General features: G+C 48.5%; 16 protein-coding genes. 5 read left to right on the forward strand and 11 right to left on the reverse strand.

Translation table 11 applies throughout. The annotated features are described in order from the left end of the window. Positions 1-75: 75 nt before the first annotated feature. From chrA to AC3WQ3_RS10805, 6 genes are all read right to left on the reverse strand, one after another. Entirely contained in the window at positions 76-621 is a 546-nt protein-coding gene (gene chrA / locus AC3WQ3_RS10780) for a chromate efflux transporter ChrA (RefSeq protein WP_095291571.1), read from the reverse strand. 3 nt (positions 622-624) lie between these two features. Further along, the gene (gene chrB / locus AC3WQ3_RS10785) at positions 625-1,212 is read right to left on the reverse strand and encodes a chromate efflux transporter ChrB (RefSeq protein WP_154896487.1); all 588 of its coding nucleotides are present in this window, start codon (positions 1,210-1,212) and stop codon (positions 625-627) included. 12 nt (positions 1,213-1,224) lie between these two features. Beyond that, positions 1,225-1,719 carry a chromate efflux transcriptional regulator ChrS gene (chrS, locus tag AC3WQ3_RS10790; RefSeq protein WP_095361639.1) on the reverse strand — a complete coding sequence of 165 codons (495 nt, stop codon included), beginning with the start codon at positions 1,717-1,719 and terminating at the stop codon, positions 1,225-1,227. A 271-nt stretch (positions 1,720-1,990) separates the two neighbouring features. Continuing rightward, positions 1,991-3,100 carry a PAS domain-containing sensor histidine kinase gene (locus tag AC3WQ3_RS10795; RefSeq protein ID WP_336783847.1) on the reverse strand — a complete coding sequence of 370 codons (1,110 nt, stop codon included), beginning with the start codon at positions 3,098-3,100 and terminating at the stop codon, positions 1,991-1,993. After that, positions 3,093-3,743, reverse strand: a complete 651-nt coding sequence (locus tag AC3WQ3_RS10800; protein WP_336783845.1) for a response regulator — start codon at positions 3,741-3,743, stop codon at positions 3,093-3,095. The genes AC3WQ3_RS10795 and AC3WQ3_RS10800 overlap by 8 nt, the downstream gene beginning before the upstream one ends. Before the next feature lie 65 nt (positions 3,744-3,808). Continuing rightward, positions 3,809-4,285 carry a GAF domain-containing protein gene (locus tag AC3WQ3_RS10805; protein WP_336783843.1) on the reverse strand — a complete coding sequence of 159 codons (477 nt, stop codon included), beginning with the start codon at positions 4,283-4,285 and terminating at the stop codon, positions 3,809-3,811. 375 nt (positions 4,286-4,660) lie between these two features. Here AC3WQ3_RS10805 and AC3WQ3_RS10810 point away from each other — a divergent pair, with 375 nt between their 5' ends. After that, a complete protein-coding gene (locus AC3WQ3_RS10810; RefSeq protein WP_261780133.1) occupies positions 4,661-5,434 on the forward strand; it encodes a Crp/Fnr family transcriptional regulator in 774 nt (257 codons plus the stop codon). An 81-nt stretch (positions 5,435-5,515) separates the two neighbouring features. Here the strand turns inward: AC3WQ3_RS10810 and AC3WQ3_RS10815 are convergent, their stop codons facing one another. The 3 genes from AC3WQ3_RS10815 to AC3WQ3_RS10825 form a co-directional block, all read right to left on the reverse strand. After that, complete coding sequence (locus tag AC3WQ3_RS10815) at positions 5,516-6,064, reverse strand: GNAT family N-acetyltransferase (protein WP_336783840.1); 549 nt, start codon at positions 6,062-6,064, stop codon at positions 5,516-5,518. A 123-nt stretch (positions 6,065-6,187) separates the two neighbouring features. Then, the gene (locus AC3WQ3_RS10820; RefSeq protein WP_164764295.1) at positions 6,188-6,343 is read right to left on the reverse strand and encodes a hypothetical protein; all 156 of its coding nucleotides are present in this window, start codon (positions 6,341-6,343) and stop codon (positions 6,188-6,190) included. 147 nt (positions 6,344-6,490) lie between these two features. Next, complete coding sequence (locus tag AC3WQ3_RS10825) at positions 6,491-6,787, reverse strand: hypothetical protein (RefSeq protein WP_095361634.1); 297 nt, start codon at positions 6,785-6,787, stop codon at positions 6,491-6,493. 168 nt (positions 6,788-6,955) lie between these two features. On the opposite strand from AC3WQ3_RS10825, the gene AC3WQ3_RS10830 reads away from it, so the two are divergent. The 3 genes from AC3WQ3_RS10830 to AC3WQ3_RS10840 all read left to right on the forward strand — a co-directional run bounded on the left by AC3WQ3_RS10830 (position 6,956) and on the right by AC3WQ3_RS10840 (position 10,594). Next, a complete protein-coding gene (locus AC3WQ3_RS10830; RefSeq protein WP_336783837.1) occupies positions 6,956-8,527 on the forward strand; it encodes a DUF6359 domain-containing protein in 1,572 nt (523 codons plus the stop codon). A 180-nt stretch (positions 8,528-8,707) separates the two neighbouring features. Continuing rightward, complete coding sequence (gene cdaS, locus AC3WQ3_RS10835) at positions 8,708-9,334, forward strand: sporulation-specific diadenylate cyclase CdaS (RefSeq protein WP_336783835.1); 627 nt, start codon at positions 8,708-8,710, stop codon at positions 9,332-9,334. Positions 9,335-9,487: 153 nt separating this feature from the next. Further along, on the forward strand, positions 9,488-10,594 hold the full coding sequence (locus AC3WQ3_RS10840; protein ID WP_492472259.1) for a Glu/Leu/Phe/Val family dehydrogenase: 1,107 nt from the start codon (positions 9,488-9,490) through the stop codon (positions 10,592-10,594). A gap of 127 nt (positions 10,595-10,721) precedes the next feature. Here the strand turns inward: AC3WQ3_RS10840 and AC3WQ3_RS10845 are convergent, their stop codons facing one another. Then, entirely contained in the window at positions 10,722-12,143 is a 1,422-nt protein-coding gene (locus AC3WQ3_RS10845; RefSeq protein ID WP_492472260.1) for an erythromycin esterase family protein, read from the reverse strand. Between the two features lie 83 nt (positions 12,144-12,226). Next, a complete protein-coding gene (locus tag AC3WQ3_RS10850; RefSeq protein WP_492472261.1) occupies positions 12,227-13,090 on the reverse strand; it encodes a LysR family transcriptional regulator in 864 nt (287 codons plus the stop codon). A 150-nt stretch (positions 13,091-13,240) separates the two neighbouring features. On the opposite strand from AC3WQ3_RS10850, the gene AC3WQ3_RS10855 reads away from it, so the two are divergent. After that, a complete protein-coding gene (locus AC3WQ3_RS10855; RefSeq protein WP_492472262.1) occupies positions 13,241-14,293 on the forward strand; it encodes an oxidoreductase in 1,053 nt (350 codons plus the stop codon). The last annotated feature ends 61 nt before the right edge of the window (positions 14,294-14,354 follow it).

Genomic DNA, 14,354 nt, shown 5'->3' on the forward strand with positions numbered 1-14,354 from the left:
AAACGGTGATGCCAGCTTGGATGCTGACACCACCGTTTTTTTTGGTATAACAATTATATTTTTTCGATCAACGGATTACATCGTATGAGACAGAACCAAGGCACCATAAGCAAAAGCGATAACAATTAAAATAGCCGGATGCAGTTTGGTCTTGGTCATGACCCATAAGGAGATCCCTGCTATGATCAGTGTCTGCCAGATCCCGATGGAATCGGTGGATACTTGGCCGAATTCCCACGTGAGCAGAATCATAAGCACCGCAATAACTGGCTGCACAAGCAGCGTCATTCCTTTGACTTTGGGCGATGTACGATGCTTGTTAAGTAAACGAAGCAGCAGGATCAGCGCGGCAGCAGAAGGTACAATTGTGGCAAAACTGGCGATAAACGCTCCGAACCAGCCGGCCACCTGATAACCGACAAATGCGGCAATCTTGGTAGCGATTGGACCAGGGAGCGCATTCCCGATGGCGAGCACATCGCCGAATTGCTCTGTGGTCATCCACTGATAATGGTTCACCACTTCTTCCTGCATGAGCGGGATGGAAGCAGGACCGCCACCGTATCCCAAAATATTGGCTACGAAAAATCCCCAAAACAATTCCCACCATGTCTGAAGCATCGTTTAGGACACCTCCTTGTCGGAGCTGCGTTTGGACTTGTAGCGCTGAACCAGATCCAGGTGGAATACGCCATAACCCAGGAAGACTGCAATAACAATGCCTGGATGAATATTCAGCAGCTGCAATAACACAAACGCAATGACACCAAACAGGACGGCAAAGGTTTTGCCGAGTCCGGACCATGCTTTTTTGGCAAATTCATAAGCCATCATGCCCAGCATCACAAAAATCACGGGGCGCACAGCCGCCACCATACCTGCGACGATCTTCGACTCACGCAGTGCGTACATGGAGCCAAGCAGGGCGATGATGGCAATGCTCGTGGGCAAAATGTGTGCCAGCACGGAAACGATGGCGCCGAGCACGCCTTTGGTTTTGTAACCGAGGTAAGCAGCCATCTTGGTTGCAATCGGACCAGGGAGGGCATTGGCTATGGCCAAAATTTCGCCGAATTCCTCATCACTAACCCATTGATAGCGAGTGACTGCTTCATAACGAATCAACGGAATAACCGAAGGACCACCGCCATAACCCAATATCCCGGTTCGTACCATACCCGTAACGAGACCGGTGTAATCTTTCCAACTCATGCTGTTTTCCTCCTACAGTCTCATGCCCATTCGACTTTTATATCGTTTCAATAACAACTGTGATTCGACCTTCACAATGCCAGGCATCTTATAGAGCTTCTCCAGCAGAAACTGCTCCATCTCTTCCATGTCCGCAAAAATGCCGTGCATGTGCAGTGTGCTTGGGCCCGTCATATGATAGAGGCTGGTGACCGCCGGTTCCTCGTCCAGTTTCTCGGCCACTTCATCAAGGAAGGGCGGCTCCACATCTACATTAAAAAAGGCAGAGACCTGAAGCCCAACCTTACCCGGGTTAATAACAACCGTGAAACGTTCAATGATGCCTTTTTCGGATAAAGCATTGATGCGAGCCTGAACTGCTACACGTGACAGTCCAATCTGTGCGCCCAGATCGGTATAGGATATACGGCTGTTCTGATGCAGAGCGGCTATGATTTTCCGATCGATCGCGTCCAGATTGTACATTTGCGGGATTTCTCCTCCTTTAGAGGAGCGTTTATCTGACATGATTGATCATCCTTTTCCTTCTCTATATGGAATATGAAATGTAAACCTTCAAAAATGCATTTTGCATGCAGCATTCATATTTTAATGACGAATCGTAATTGGAGTCAACCTATTTATCCATTATATTGAATTTATCCGATTTTAGGCTTTCATTTTGTCATTGGTACCAAAATTGGAACGCAAAGAGGCCGCTCTTGGAATAAAACCGTGAGCAGCTCTCTTTCTTTCTATTGTAGATGTGCGTATAGCCTATCCACATATTCGCTTCGTTCTATATACCTCTGGGAAGGTGAAACGTAATGCTTGTACCCTCACCAGGCTCAGACGATAACGTCAGCGTTCCTCCTGCTCCACGAGCACGTTCTTCCATACTGAACAGTCCCACGCCCTGACCTGCCGTTTGTACATTGAATCCGGCACCTTGGTCCGAAATAGTTACGACTGTGCCCTCCTCGGAATCTTCCACCGTTACCTGTGCTTCGGCTACATCGGCATACTTGGCGACATTGGTAAGTGCCTCCTGGATAATCCGGTACATGGCGATCTCCCGATTCATCTCCAGCCGTCTGCGCAGGTTGCATTCCAGATCGACTTCGATACCGTAGTGGCGGGTATAGTTCTCAATGTAAGTCCGGATGGCCGGAACGACACCGAGGTCATCCAGCACGGAAGGTCTGAGTTCCCAGGCCATGCCACGGACTTCTTCCATAATACCCGTGACTTGCTTACGCAGCGCTTCCACACCGGAATGAGGCTTGTCAGCCAGCAGCTGATCGATCTGAATTACAAGCGAGAAGAGACTCTGTCCGATTCCGTCATGCAGCTCACGCGAAATCCGGCGGCGCTCCTCTTCCTGAATGTTCATGACCTGGGTCATCATCGTCTGCAATTCAGCTTCGACCCGTTTCAGCTTCGTCACTTCGCTGCGTACTGCCAGGTATTGATATGGTTCTCCGTCATTGTCGAGAAAAGGCACAATTGTTGTATTCACCCAGTAGTGGCTGCCATCCTTCGCACGGTTACGAATCTCTCCGTTCCATACTCGCCCTGAGGAGATGGTTTCCCAAAGGGTTTTCATGAATGTTTTACCGTGGTATCCCGAATTGATAATCCGGTGGTCCTGACCAATCAATTCTTTGCGGTCATATTGTGAAATTTCGCAGAATTTATCGTTCACATACTGGATCTTCCCTTTACGATCCGTGAGGGCAACGATGGAGGATTCATCCAATGCAAACTTCAGATCGCTTAGCTGATGCAGCGAACCTTTCAGCCTGCTGCGGAATTCATCATCAGTGATATGATTATCCAGTTCATCCAGCAGCTGCAGTACTGGCTGCTCGGCCAGTCCGCTAAGTCTGTTCTCACGTGCGCTACTCAAAGTTTAGCAACCCCTTTTTCATGGCAAACTTGACGAGTTCAGGTCTGGTCCGCAGGCCCAGCTTATCCATGAGATTGCTTTTATGGGATTCGACCGTTTTGACGCTGATGACCAGGTGCTCGGCAATTTCCTTGTTGGCATAACCCTTGGCAATCCAGGACAATATCTCTTTCTCCCGTTCGGAAAGTGTGTCATACGGCCCGGCGTTTTCCTGTTTGGATTTGTCCAGGTATTCACTCATCAGCCGTTTGGTGGCACTGGGATACAGATACGCACTGCCCTCTGCTACAGAGCGAATGGCTGCCAGCAGTTCCTCATGCGGCGCGCTTTTGAGAATATACCCGGAAGCTCCGGCATGGATTGCACGGAACAGATACTCTTCATCATCATGCATGGTCAAAATTAAAATGGCCACGTCAGGCATCAACTTTTTCAATTCTGCGGTGGCGGTTAGCCCGTCCTTGCCTGGCGGCATGCTGAAATCCATCAATACCACATCCGGTTTCAATTCCTGTGCCTTGGCAATGGCCTCGTCACCATCTGCTGCATCCCCCACGATCCGGATATCATGCTTGCCGTCGAGCAGGGCGATCAGCCCGGAACGCACAACAACATGATCATCCACAACCAATAGTTGAATCACTATATATTCCCCCTGTCCGCTTCTTGGTCCTGTCTTCATGATACCAAAAAAAGCCACCCAGAGCTTTAATCTCTGAATAGCTTTTCTTCATGGCTTACACGAGGCCTGCTTAACTGTGAATGGCTCGCTGCAGCTGCTCTGGCCGCCAGCTCTGCTTCCCTGACTGTGTTCGGTGAGAACGTACATGGCTGCCTGCTGCCAACAAGCAGCACGGCACCGGGGATGCTGCTCTCCAGGAACACAGGGACGGCGATGGCGCATAACAGCCGCTCTGCGATCATCAACGGACAACGGCCAGGTGTACTGGCATTTGTGGTACCTTCATCCGACAGGGACGTGCGGCCTGTCCGTAGAGCAGTGCCCACAAGATCTTGTCCGGGACGCATCTCCATCCGTGTAACGCGATCATTGGTTGCGCCGGAAGTGTACCTCCAGCGCAGCATGGACCCCGAGAGATAGGCCAGTCCGCAAAAATCGGTGGATGTGTTCAGGCGCAGATTATGGATCATCTCCTGAATGCCGGAAGGGAGTTCATCGTGCATGAGAGACACTTCCTTTTTGGAATTACACCATTAGATTAGACCTGGTGACATGGATATGTTTAACCTTTGACCAAGGTGTCCTGAAATATAAGTTTATACGGTAGTTCTATTGTAGTCCCATTCGTCTGAGTTGTAATTCAGGGAATCCCCCTATTTCGGTTCTGCAAAATACTGATCTTGATTAACGTAAGGCCTCAATCCGTACACAGCAAGAACTTTACCCTATCACAACATGCGTATGACTTCATAGGATGTGACTTTTCTCACAGAAAATTCAGGGAATTTCTCAGCCAGGTTCAGGTAATCCCCCGATAACGTTCACGCCGGTTTCGCGATAAGATAGATTCATAAGGAAACACGAGGGGGACGAAAGTGATGGGTACGATATTTACAGAAAGAACAACCCAAGCGACAGAACGTAAAACGGAGGGAAGCAAAATGACACGAGAGACAGGTGGAATACTTTCGTTCGTAACAGCTGAACAGTGGGCCTGGATTGAGGAAAAAATGCAGCCCAAACGGGTGAAGTCGGGGTATAGTCTCTTTCTGGAAGGCGATGAAGCCGGATATCTGTACTACATTCGTTCGGGACGCGTGAAAATGACCAAATCGACGGAAGATGGCAAGGAAATCATTTTGTCGATTCAGCAAAAAGGGGACCTGATCGGGGAATTTGGTGGCATTGGCGGCCAGAATCACAGCTACAGTGCAGAGATGACGGAGAAAGGCGAACTCGCGATCATCTCGCTCAGTGATCTGGAAAGCGTGCTTAGCAAACATGGGGACCTTGCCTTGAAATTCCTGCAATGGATGGCACTTTCACAGCGGATTACCCAATCGCGTTTCCGGGATCTGCTGCTCTATGGCAAGGCTGGGGCTTTGGCTTCGACACTGATCCGTGCCAGCAACTCGTATGGCAAAATCACTCCTGAGGGGATCGTACTTGAGATGAAGCTGAACCATACGGAGCTTGCGGAGATGATTGGAGCTACTCGGGAGAGTGTTACACGGATGCTGGGGGCCTGGAAAGAACAAGGGACACTGGACACACTAGATGGCAAACTGATGATTCGCGATCTAGCCGCATTGCGCTGCATGTGTGGGTGTCCTACGTTTCCGAGCTGTCCAGTAGAGTTATGCCGCCTTTAGTCACACCATAGTCATGGATCACAGATCAATCTTCACTGGCGATTGGGGTCGTTACGGAGATGAAAAAAGCTGATATTGGTATTAACCGATATCAGCTTTTTCGAGTTGAGCATATTCCCTGGCGAGGATCGAATAGACCAACGAATCGTGAAATGCTCCCTTGTAAAACCAATGCTCCCGCATCAGGCCTTCGTACTCCATGCCGATCTTCTGCATGACTCGCTCCGAAGCCTTGTTATTCGGCCGACATTTGGCGTAGATCCGATGTACACCAAGGGTGTTGAAGCCCAAACCCAGCAGCGCCTGGCTTGCCTCAGCGGCATAGCCTCTTCCCTGATACTGTGGATTCATCACATAACCCATCTCCGCATTGGTGCCCTCCGTGTATATGCCAACGCTGCCAACCAGTGTTCCATCTGTTTTCAGGCAGACAGCAAGATCGAATTGAGATCTAGGCTGTTCCTGTTGCGATTGCAGAACCTGTTCAATGTACGCAGTTGTATCCTGTTCTGTGTTGGGTCCCCAAGCTGTGTACTTAGTTACTTCAGGTGAGATGGTGTACGTATGTATGCTTTCCCAGTCGTCCAAGCCGATCTCTCGTAAAATCAGTCGTTCTGTCTCTGCTAACATGCCATTCACTCCCTTGGGCGATAATTAAGTTCATTTTACCTGTATCGATTGGATTATTAAAACAAAAAAATAACTCATGAAGCAGATTCAGATCTGAATCCCTCATGAGTTATCGAAAAGGTGTTATTGTGGTTGTTTGCATGGAACCGATGGATAAGTATAAGCCAATTTGCGGACGATTTCCTTCTGCCACTTCGTATCACCCAAGGTGATGGCCAGGTTCAGAAGATCCAGATAATCGTCAAGCTGCAGTGAAGTCTTTTGCAGTGTTGTATTCATTTGATATTCGTTCCCCTTTAGCTATATGATCGATAATTCATGTAAAGTTCAATTGTGAATAAGAGACAACCTCAAGAATGATAATCATTATCACGTATACATGTATTATGCTACGAACACAGCGAAAAAGCAATGTTGAGAAACCAATTAATCATTATTTTTTTTCGAAAAAAGGCTTATCCATAACAGAAACGGAATGTACACGCCCAAATAAGCCGACGGATAGAGGAACCAGCCATTCAGCAGAAAATGATGAATTTCGGTTGTAAATGTGGTCATATGTGCATTGGTGGCATACACATCTCCGGCAATGACCGTGGCAGCACTATAGAAACATATAAGAGCCAAGGCATGAAAACACTTTATGACCGTTCGGGAACGAAGAGCTAGAAAAACCATCACGAGCGGGACAATGATTAGAAGCAGCAAAAATAGAAATCTCATGGTACATGTTCTCCTTTATCATGCTTTTGGTAAACAGTATGGGCAGTTGCGCAACGGAGCAAACTTTTTTCAATAATTTTACATAAACAAAGAGGAATTCATCATGTGAAGGATTAAATTAAAGTGGACAACCCATTAAAAGGTAAATCCGAGGAGGAGAAGGAGAACATGAAGAAGGCGTTATGGCAGCACTGGATCGGGGCATTCCTAATTTTCATTCTGACGGCAACAGCACTGCTGGGGCCAGGTTCACAGGGTCCGGCACAGGCTGCGGCAGCACCGCTTACTGTATCGCAGGCTATAGCTGCTCAGAGTGGTGGAGGAACGGCGACGGTAGAGGGTTATATTGTTGGACATGCTACCGGCTCACTCACAGCCAAGTTTACATCTCCTTACGCCAATGATTTTAACTTCCTGATTGCGGATTCTCCGTCAGAGAAGGCCAACGCAAAATTGCTGGACGTACAAGTTTCCTCTTCATTCCGCTCACAGTATGGACTTGCTTCCAATCCGAGCCTTGTAGGCAAAAAGGTCATCGTAACCGGAACACTTGGTGCATACAACAGCTATGCAGGACTCAAAAACCCAACCTCGATTACACTCTCTACCGGAACAACCAATCCTGACCCAGAACCGGGCCCAGGGACGACACTGCCTGATGGTACAGGCAAGAAGGTTTTGTTCGATAATACCCATGCCCAAACCGCTGGGGCAGCGGACTGGATCATTGATGGGGCATTTTCAGACTTCGCGAACGGGCTTAGAAACGCAGGCTTTGCCGTGGATCAGCTTGAGCGCAGCATCCCGTATACTTTTGGTGAGCAGGCCATCACCTACAATGCATTAAAAGATTATGATGTCTTCGTCATTGGCGAAGCCAACGTGCCGTTTAAAGCAACGGAGCAGGCTGCCCTGCTGCAATACGTACAGAACGGTGGCAGCGTCTTTTTCATCTCCGATCACTATAATGCAGACCGAAACAAAAACCGCTGGGATTCCTCCGAGGTGTTTAATGGATACCGCCGTGGAGCGTTCCTGAACCCGGCCAAAGGCATGTCCTCGGCAGAAGCCGAGTCTCCAGCGATGCAGGGAGTTACGAGCTCTGACTGGCTGGCAAGCAACTTCGGCATCCGTTTCCGCTACAATGCACTGGGTGACGTCAATGCCACCGATATTGTGGCTCCATCACAGTCATTCGGAATTACAAGTGGTGTAAATGCGGTGGCGATGCATGCCGGATCTACCTTGGCCATTATTGATCCGAACAAAGCCAAGGGATTGGTTTATGTGCCAAGCGGTGTATCCAAATGGGGCAACGCCGTGGATCAGGGCGTGTACAATGGCGGCGGACGTGCTGAAGGCGCATATGCAGCCATTGCCAAGGTAGGCGCAGGCAAAGCCGCATTTATCGGAGATTCCTCACCTGTGGAAGATGCGACTCCGAAATATTTGCGAGAAGAAACGGGAGCCTCCAAGAAAACCTATGACGGATTCAAGGAAGTGAACGATGGCACGTTCCTGGTCAACACCGTAAAATGGCTTGCGGTAAAAGAAAGCTATACGAGTCTGTCGCAGGTATCTGGCCTGACATTGGACACACCGACGAGCCTGCTTTCCATTGAAACCCCGGCTAACTCCACAGAACCACAGCTTGAGCCATGGGCTGCTCCGGCTGCAGGATATAAATGGTACGATCCAACGACGTTCAAGAATGGTTCTTATGGCGCCGTTACACCTTAAGGTAGAATCTTAGCGAGCTGCTTAGCTGTACTGGAGCCTGTTTGTGACACTAACGTTGCAAACAGGCTTTTTCTATTTGATGAAACAAGGCAAGGGTCTGATTGGTATAAATGAATCGTACCGCGGGAAACGTATAGGTTAACTATGTTGGCATCAATCCAGAAGGAGAGGCGGTAAATAATGACCCGGCAAGCAGACTGTGACAGTTCGTCCATGAGACAGAGGCTGAAGGAAGATTTGCATCGTGTAGCGGATCGCATGAATCGGACATTAACCCGTTTTGACAATGACAGTGTCTGTCTGCTCGCACAATTCGCTGAGATTCGTACCGAGATCAAGCAGATTGAGGTGCTCGCCTCTTCCTTTTATCTGGATTGTTACCTGTCTCCCTTCACCGAAAAATTCGCTGAGCTGACGGCAAGCGTACAGCATCTGTCTGATCGCAGATATGGTGCTCTTATCGTTATTGAACGTGAAATTCCTCTGGAACCTATCATTCATTCGGGTGTTGCTGTGGATGCGCGAGTGACCCATGCGCTGCTTGAATCCTTGTTTATCCCCGGTGCACCACTGCATGACGGGGCAGTTCTGATCCGCGGCAACCAGATCGTCTCCGCAGGCAATGTGCTCCCACTGTCCCAGGCTGCAGCAGGGGAACGAAAAATGGGAACACGCCACCGTGCCGCACTGGGGCTAAGTGAATTGACAGATGCTGTTGTACTGGTTGTTTCCGAAGAAACGGGACAAGCATCTTTTGCCGTAGACGGGGATTTGCATCCCATTAATGTCGTTGAGACCATTCATTAATGATAGGCGATAGGAGGCTTCCTAGCTTCGTGTTCATCTTACATCGTAATGTGATTTTGCACATTCTGAGATGATCTAGGTACAATAGAGGATGGCAAAGATACAGAAGCCTTGTGAATTACTCGCAAAAATGGTTGGAGGAGACGGTTAAACATGAGTTGGTTTGAAGTAATGGAGCAGCATGATTATGAGGAACTGGTCCTGTGTCAGGACAAAGCTTCCGGGTTAAAGGCGATCATCGCCATTCACGATACAACACTCGGCCCTGCACTCGGCGGTACTCGGATGTGGACGTATGCTTCTGAAGAGGCTGCTATCGAAGACGCACTGCGCCTTTCACGGGGGATGACATATAAAAATGCCGTATCCGGCTTGAATCTTGGCGGCGGTAAAGCTGTGATTATCGGCGACCCGCGCCGCGACAAGAACGAAGCGATGTTCCGTGCATTCGGCAGGTACATTCAAGGTCTAAATGGGCGTTATGTAACTGCAGAAGACGTGGGGACTTCGGAGGAAGACATGAACCTGATCTATCAGGAGACGGATTATGTAACTGGCATATCGCCAAGCTATGGGTCGTCCGGGAACCCATCTCCTGCTACGGCCTGGGGAGTGTACCGGGGGATGAAGGCAGCGGCAAAAGAGGCCTTTGGCACGGATCTGCTGGAAGGCAAAACCGTTGCCGTTCAAGGTGTCGGCAACGTAGCCATGAGTCTGTGCAAGTATTTGTACGAAGAAGGTGCCCGCCTGATTGTGACGGATATTCACAAAGATTCCGTGAAGCAAGCAGTGGATCGCTTCGGGGCAACGGCTGTTGATCCGGGGGAAATTACTGGCGTCGAATGTGACATCTATGCACCATGTGCACTGGGCGGAACGATTAATGACGATACACTCAAAACGCTCAAAGCCAAGGTGGTTGCAGGCTGCGCCAACAACCAGCTGCTGGAACCACGTCATGGTGACATTTTGCATGAGAGAGGTATCGTTTATGCTCCGGATTATGTTATTAATGCAGGCGGAGTCATCAACATCGCAGACGAATTGAATGGTTATAACTCGGAGCGTGCATGGAACAAGATCGGAGAAATTTACACCAGTTTGGAGAAAATTTTCGAAACCTCCCGTACCGAAGGCATTGCAACGTATATTGCCGCAGACCGTTTGGCTGAACGCCGAATTGAGCTGATGAAGAATACACGCAGCACCTTCCTGCAGCAAGGTCATCACGCACTGAGTGCCCGCCGACTACGTGGGTAAGTCCAGAAGGAACCTATGAGATTCATACATGTGGAATGAGTTAAAAAAGATCGCCAAGGAGGCAGGTATTCCCGAAAGGAATATCTGCCTCTTTTTTTGATATGTTACCCTGTTACAGCGTATTGGTTTACTCTTGCTGCTGCAATTGATCCTTGAAGCCGCCTTTGTAGGTGGTCGTTGGTGCTTTGACTTTGTCGATTAACAGAATGCCATCATATTGTTCAGTCGGAATGAAGTTCATCGACATCGGATGAATGACTTCATCCACCATGCCATCCTCTGCTGCAAAGACCGAGCGGGACAACCAGGCTGCAGCACCTGTAGCGTCTTTGGCTTCGGAGAGATCAATGTATGTATTACGGTAGCCGGATTTCATTAAGGTATACTCCAGACTGCCGCGAGGCATCGGAGAGATATCAAACGTTTGGCCTGTGGAAATCTCGCTCGCTTGTCCTTCATTCATATAAAGCCCGATCACATACATGTCATCCTGCAGCTTCTCATGCATCATTTCGCCCATGCTTTTGAAGCTGGATTGCCACAATCCGGAGTTCCCGTTACTTTCTCCGATTGGGGGATTAAGAATGGTCGATGTGCTCTTGGCGAGATGGTCATTGTGAGCCCAAAGAATGAATTTTTTACCTGGATACATGACGTCCATCAGCCACTCCAGATTATCGGCCATGGCACGGTCGCGGAATTCGTAACTCTCCCGAGTGTCGTAGGCAGCCATCTCGATAAATTTGCTCCGGTCCTTCAGCACACGGATCATCATGTCAGCCAGTTTCGGGTTGTCCGGGAATGACTTCACGAGCTCCTGCTTATGCTCGGTGATCCATTGAACCAATTCCTCGTACTGCGGGGCATAAGCATCCTTCACTTTATGGATGGCCGCCTTGAATTCGGGATTGTTGTCGCTGTCGATACCATATTTGTTGAGGACGGCATACAAATCCGTGATGCCCTGCATCTCAAATGCATAGAACTGCTTGCCTCTGGCAGGATCCAGACTGCTAATCCAGTCACTGATAAATTGGGTTAAGTACCCGGTCGTAAACTGCATATCATATCCTGCAAGAATCAGTGGATGATCCGTCTTGCTCTGCTCCTGAATGTATTCGTAGAGGCCGAGTGTTTCCTGCGAGTGCCAGATCGGAAAAATGGACAGCTCCATCATCTGGGCAGGCGTCAGATTTGCTCCTTGTTCATAGGCAACGGCGGCATCCCCCATGCCGGATTCGAAGGCAATGACATCATAGCCGAGTTCTTCATGCAAAAATTTGATCATGCGCGTTTTGATGGCACTGTATTCGGCAACCCGGTGAAAGTTCTCTCCCAGGCTAACTACTTTCTTGTCCTGCAGCAATGGCTTCAGAAAGGCAAGGTCACTGTAGTTGTCCGAGGTCAGGGATGTGATCTCATGGGCATGATCCTGCACCCATTGCTCCTTAGCTATAGGTGAGGCTCCTGCCGAAGCGGAGCCAGCAATCATGGCAATAGCCATGCCGAGTACGGCTGTTTTTTGAATAAAACGATGTTTCAGGTTCATGATATATATCCTCCGTATGAATGTTGTGTTGAATCCATAACGCAAGGATACGGGCTAAATCTAAAGAAAGTATAACGCGGATCTTAGAATGTAATGCATTTCTGATTCAGCAGCTTTATGAATTCATCTAATGCGGTACTGACATACCGTCCCTCCCCGCGTACAAAGGTAGTTGTGGTATGGGTAAACTGCTCAGCTAGATCATGTACAGTGTACGCATCCGGTTTCTTATGGATCACGCTGCAAGGCATAATCGTGTATGCAATGCCGGATTCTACACAGCTGAGCAAGTTATCCATCGTACTGACTTCAATCATATTGCGGGCAGATAACCCTTCTTCCTCTAAGAACATTTCCGTAATTTCACGGTAGGGGCAGCCCTGAGGGAACACTACCCATGAGACCTGGCACAGGCTCTCAATGGGTGTCTCCGTTCGTTTAGAAATAATGTGCACAGTGTCTTGCATTTCATATTCCACTCTTAACCCTTCTTTAACACAGGCACCACTGATAAACGCGCCATCAATTTCATTCGTCTGTATTTTGTGGCGAAGCACTTTTGGAGCGGTGGCGTTCACTAGCGAGATGGATACCTTTGGATGTGCAATTTGGTATTCGTTCAGAATTTCCATGAAGCGGCTTGAAGCAGCCGTCTCCACGATTCCTATTTTTAATGTACCGGATGGCTCCCCAATATCCTTCATATCCTCTTCCAGGTCGTGCAGCAGATTGTGAATACGTTCAGCATATTTAATAAACTGTTCTCCTTTGGCTGTGGGCACCACACCCTTGTGGAATCGGTTGAATAGTTGTACCTCATACTCCTGCTCCAGCTTTTTGATGCGTGTAGTGACATTAGACTGGGCATAGTTCAGTTCTTTGGCGGCTTGCGAGATTTTACCTGACCGTCCGACGGCTAGAATGATATCGATATCGGATAATTCCATGGGTTTTCCTCCTGATTGTGGAATCTCTTCAAATATAAATAAATGGACATGAGATATCTCTCGTAGTGATACTTCTATATATTTTAATCATTTTACGATATGTCTGAGCCGGCCTACAATATCCTTAATCACGATGAGAGAAGGGATGGCATGAATAATCTTTTTAATTTACTCAATCCGGTTAAGATCAATCAGTGGGAGCTAAGAAATCGTATTGTGATGGCGCCGTTAACAAGAGGATTTGCGAATGATGCGGATGGTACGGTGACAGAGGAGATGGTGGCCTATTATGAGCAACGTGCACGAGATGGTGCAGGTCTGATTATTACGGAAGGGATTAACCCCAGTCTGGCTGGAAAAGGAACGTATGGCATACCCGGTTTGTATACGGAAGAGCAAGCGATCTCATGGCAAAAGGTAACTGAGGCCGTTCACAGACAGGGCGGGACGGTCATTGCCCAACTCTGGCATGTCGGTAGATTGTCCCACTCTGACCTCATTGGAAGAACACCGCAGGCGCCTTCAAGTATTCAGGCTGAGGGGAAGGTGCATAAGTTGCACAAGCCATATCAGATTCCTGAAACGATGCGCACACAGGATATTCAGAGTACAATTCATCATTTTCAGATCGCTGCCCGTCATGCAGTGTTGGCCGGATTCGATGGAATTGAGCTGCATGCAGCTCATGGGTATTTAATTGATCAGTTCATCAATGAGAAAACGAATCAAAGAACGGACGAATATGGAGGAGGGATTCAGGGGAGATTACGTTTTTTGAGAGAAATCATCCTGGCAGTAGAAAAAGAAATCAGCGTGGATCGCATATCAATCCGATTTTCCGAGAAGAAGGATGATGACCCTTCCTATGTATGGATAGATAAGGCTGGCATGATTAATGCTTATCTTAACCTGTTCCGTGAGACCGGTATTACGATTCTTCATCCTTCAACAGATCAATATACAAGAGTCTGGGCGGGAGAGAAGACCTTTCATGAGATGATCAGGGAACAGTGGGAGCACACCATTATTGGAGTGGGAGATCTCGATATTCACATGGCAGAAGAAGGTCTGAATGATGGAGTCATTAATCTTGCTGCCTTCGGTCGGCCTTATATTGCTAATCCCGATCTTGTGCACAGATTGCGCACAGGTGAGCCGTTAGTCGAGTACGATGTGACCAAGCATTTGCCTATTTTGGTCTGAAAAAAAAGGGGGCAGCTCTAATCCGGAGATTAGGCTGCCCTCTTTCCTGTTGTCACGGGAT

It is taken from the genome of Paenibacillus sp. FW104-T2, assembly GCF_058789975.1.

Excerpts from the sequence above, each read along its gene's own strand:
- chrA (WP_095291571.1), bottom strand. The coding sequence starts at position 621 with ATGCTTCAGACATGGTGGGAATTGTTTTGGGGATTTTTCGTAGCCAAT.
- chrB (WP_154896487.1), bottom strand. The coding sequence starts at position 1,212 with ATGAGTTGGAAAGATTACACCGGTCTCGTTACGGGTATGGTACGAACC.
- chrS (WP_095361639.1), bottom strand. The coding sequence starts at position 1,719 with ATGTCAGATAAACGCTCCTCTAAAGGAGGAGAAATCCCGCAAATGTAC.
- AC3WQ3_RS10805 (WP_336783843.1), bottom strand. The coding sequence starts at position 4,285 with ATGCACGATGAACTCCCTTCCGGCATTCAGGAGATGATCCATAATCTG.
- AC3WQ3_RS10810 (WP_261780133.1), top strand. The coding sequence starts at position 4,661 with ATGGGTACGATATTTACAGAAAGAACAACCCAAGCGACAGAACGTAAA.
- AC3WQ3_RS10815 (WP_336783840.1), bottom strand. The coding sequence starts at position 6,064 with ATGTTAGCAGAGACAGAACGACTGATTTTACGAGAGATCGGCTTGGAC.
- AC3WQ3_RS10820 (WP_164764295.1), bottom strand. The coding sequence starts at position 6,343 with ATGAATACAACACTGCAAAAGACTTCACTGCAGCTTGACGATTATCTG.
- AC3WQ3_RS10825 (WP_095361634.1), bottom strand. The coding sequence starts at position 6,787 with ATGAGATTTCTATTTTTGCTGCTTCTAATCATTGTCCCGCTCGTGATG.
- AC3WQ3_RS10830 (WP_336783837.1), top strand. The coding sequence starts at position 6,956 with ATGAAGAAGGCGTTATGGCAGCACTGGATCGGGGCATTCCTAATTTTC.
- cdaS (WP_336783835.1), top strand. The coding sequence starts at position 8,708 with ATGACCCGGCAAGCAGACTGTGACAGTTCGTCCATGAGACAGAGGCTG.
- AC3WQ3_RS10840 (WP_492472259.1), top strand. The coding sequence starts at position 9,488 with ATGAGTTGGTTTGAAGTAATGGAGCAGCATGATTATGAGGAACTGGTC.
- AC3WQ3_RS10845 (WP_492472260.1), bottom strand. The coding sequence starts at position 12,143 with ATGAACCTGAAACATCGTTTTATTCAAAAAACAGCCGTACTCGGCATG.
- AC3WQ3_RS10850 (WP_492472261.1), bottom strand. The coding sequence starts at position 13,090 with ATGGAATTATCCGATATCGATATCATTCTAGCCGTCGGACGGTCAGGT.
- AC3WQ3_RS10855 (WP_492472262.1), top strand. The coding sequence starts at position 13,241 with ATGAATAATCTTTTTAATTTACTCAATCCGGTTAAGATCAATCAGTGG.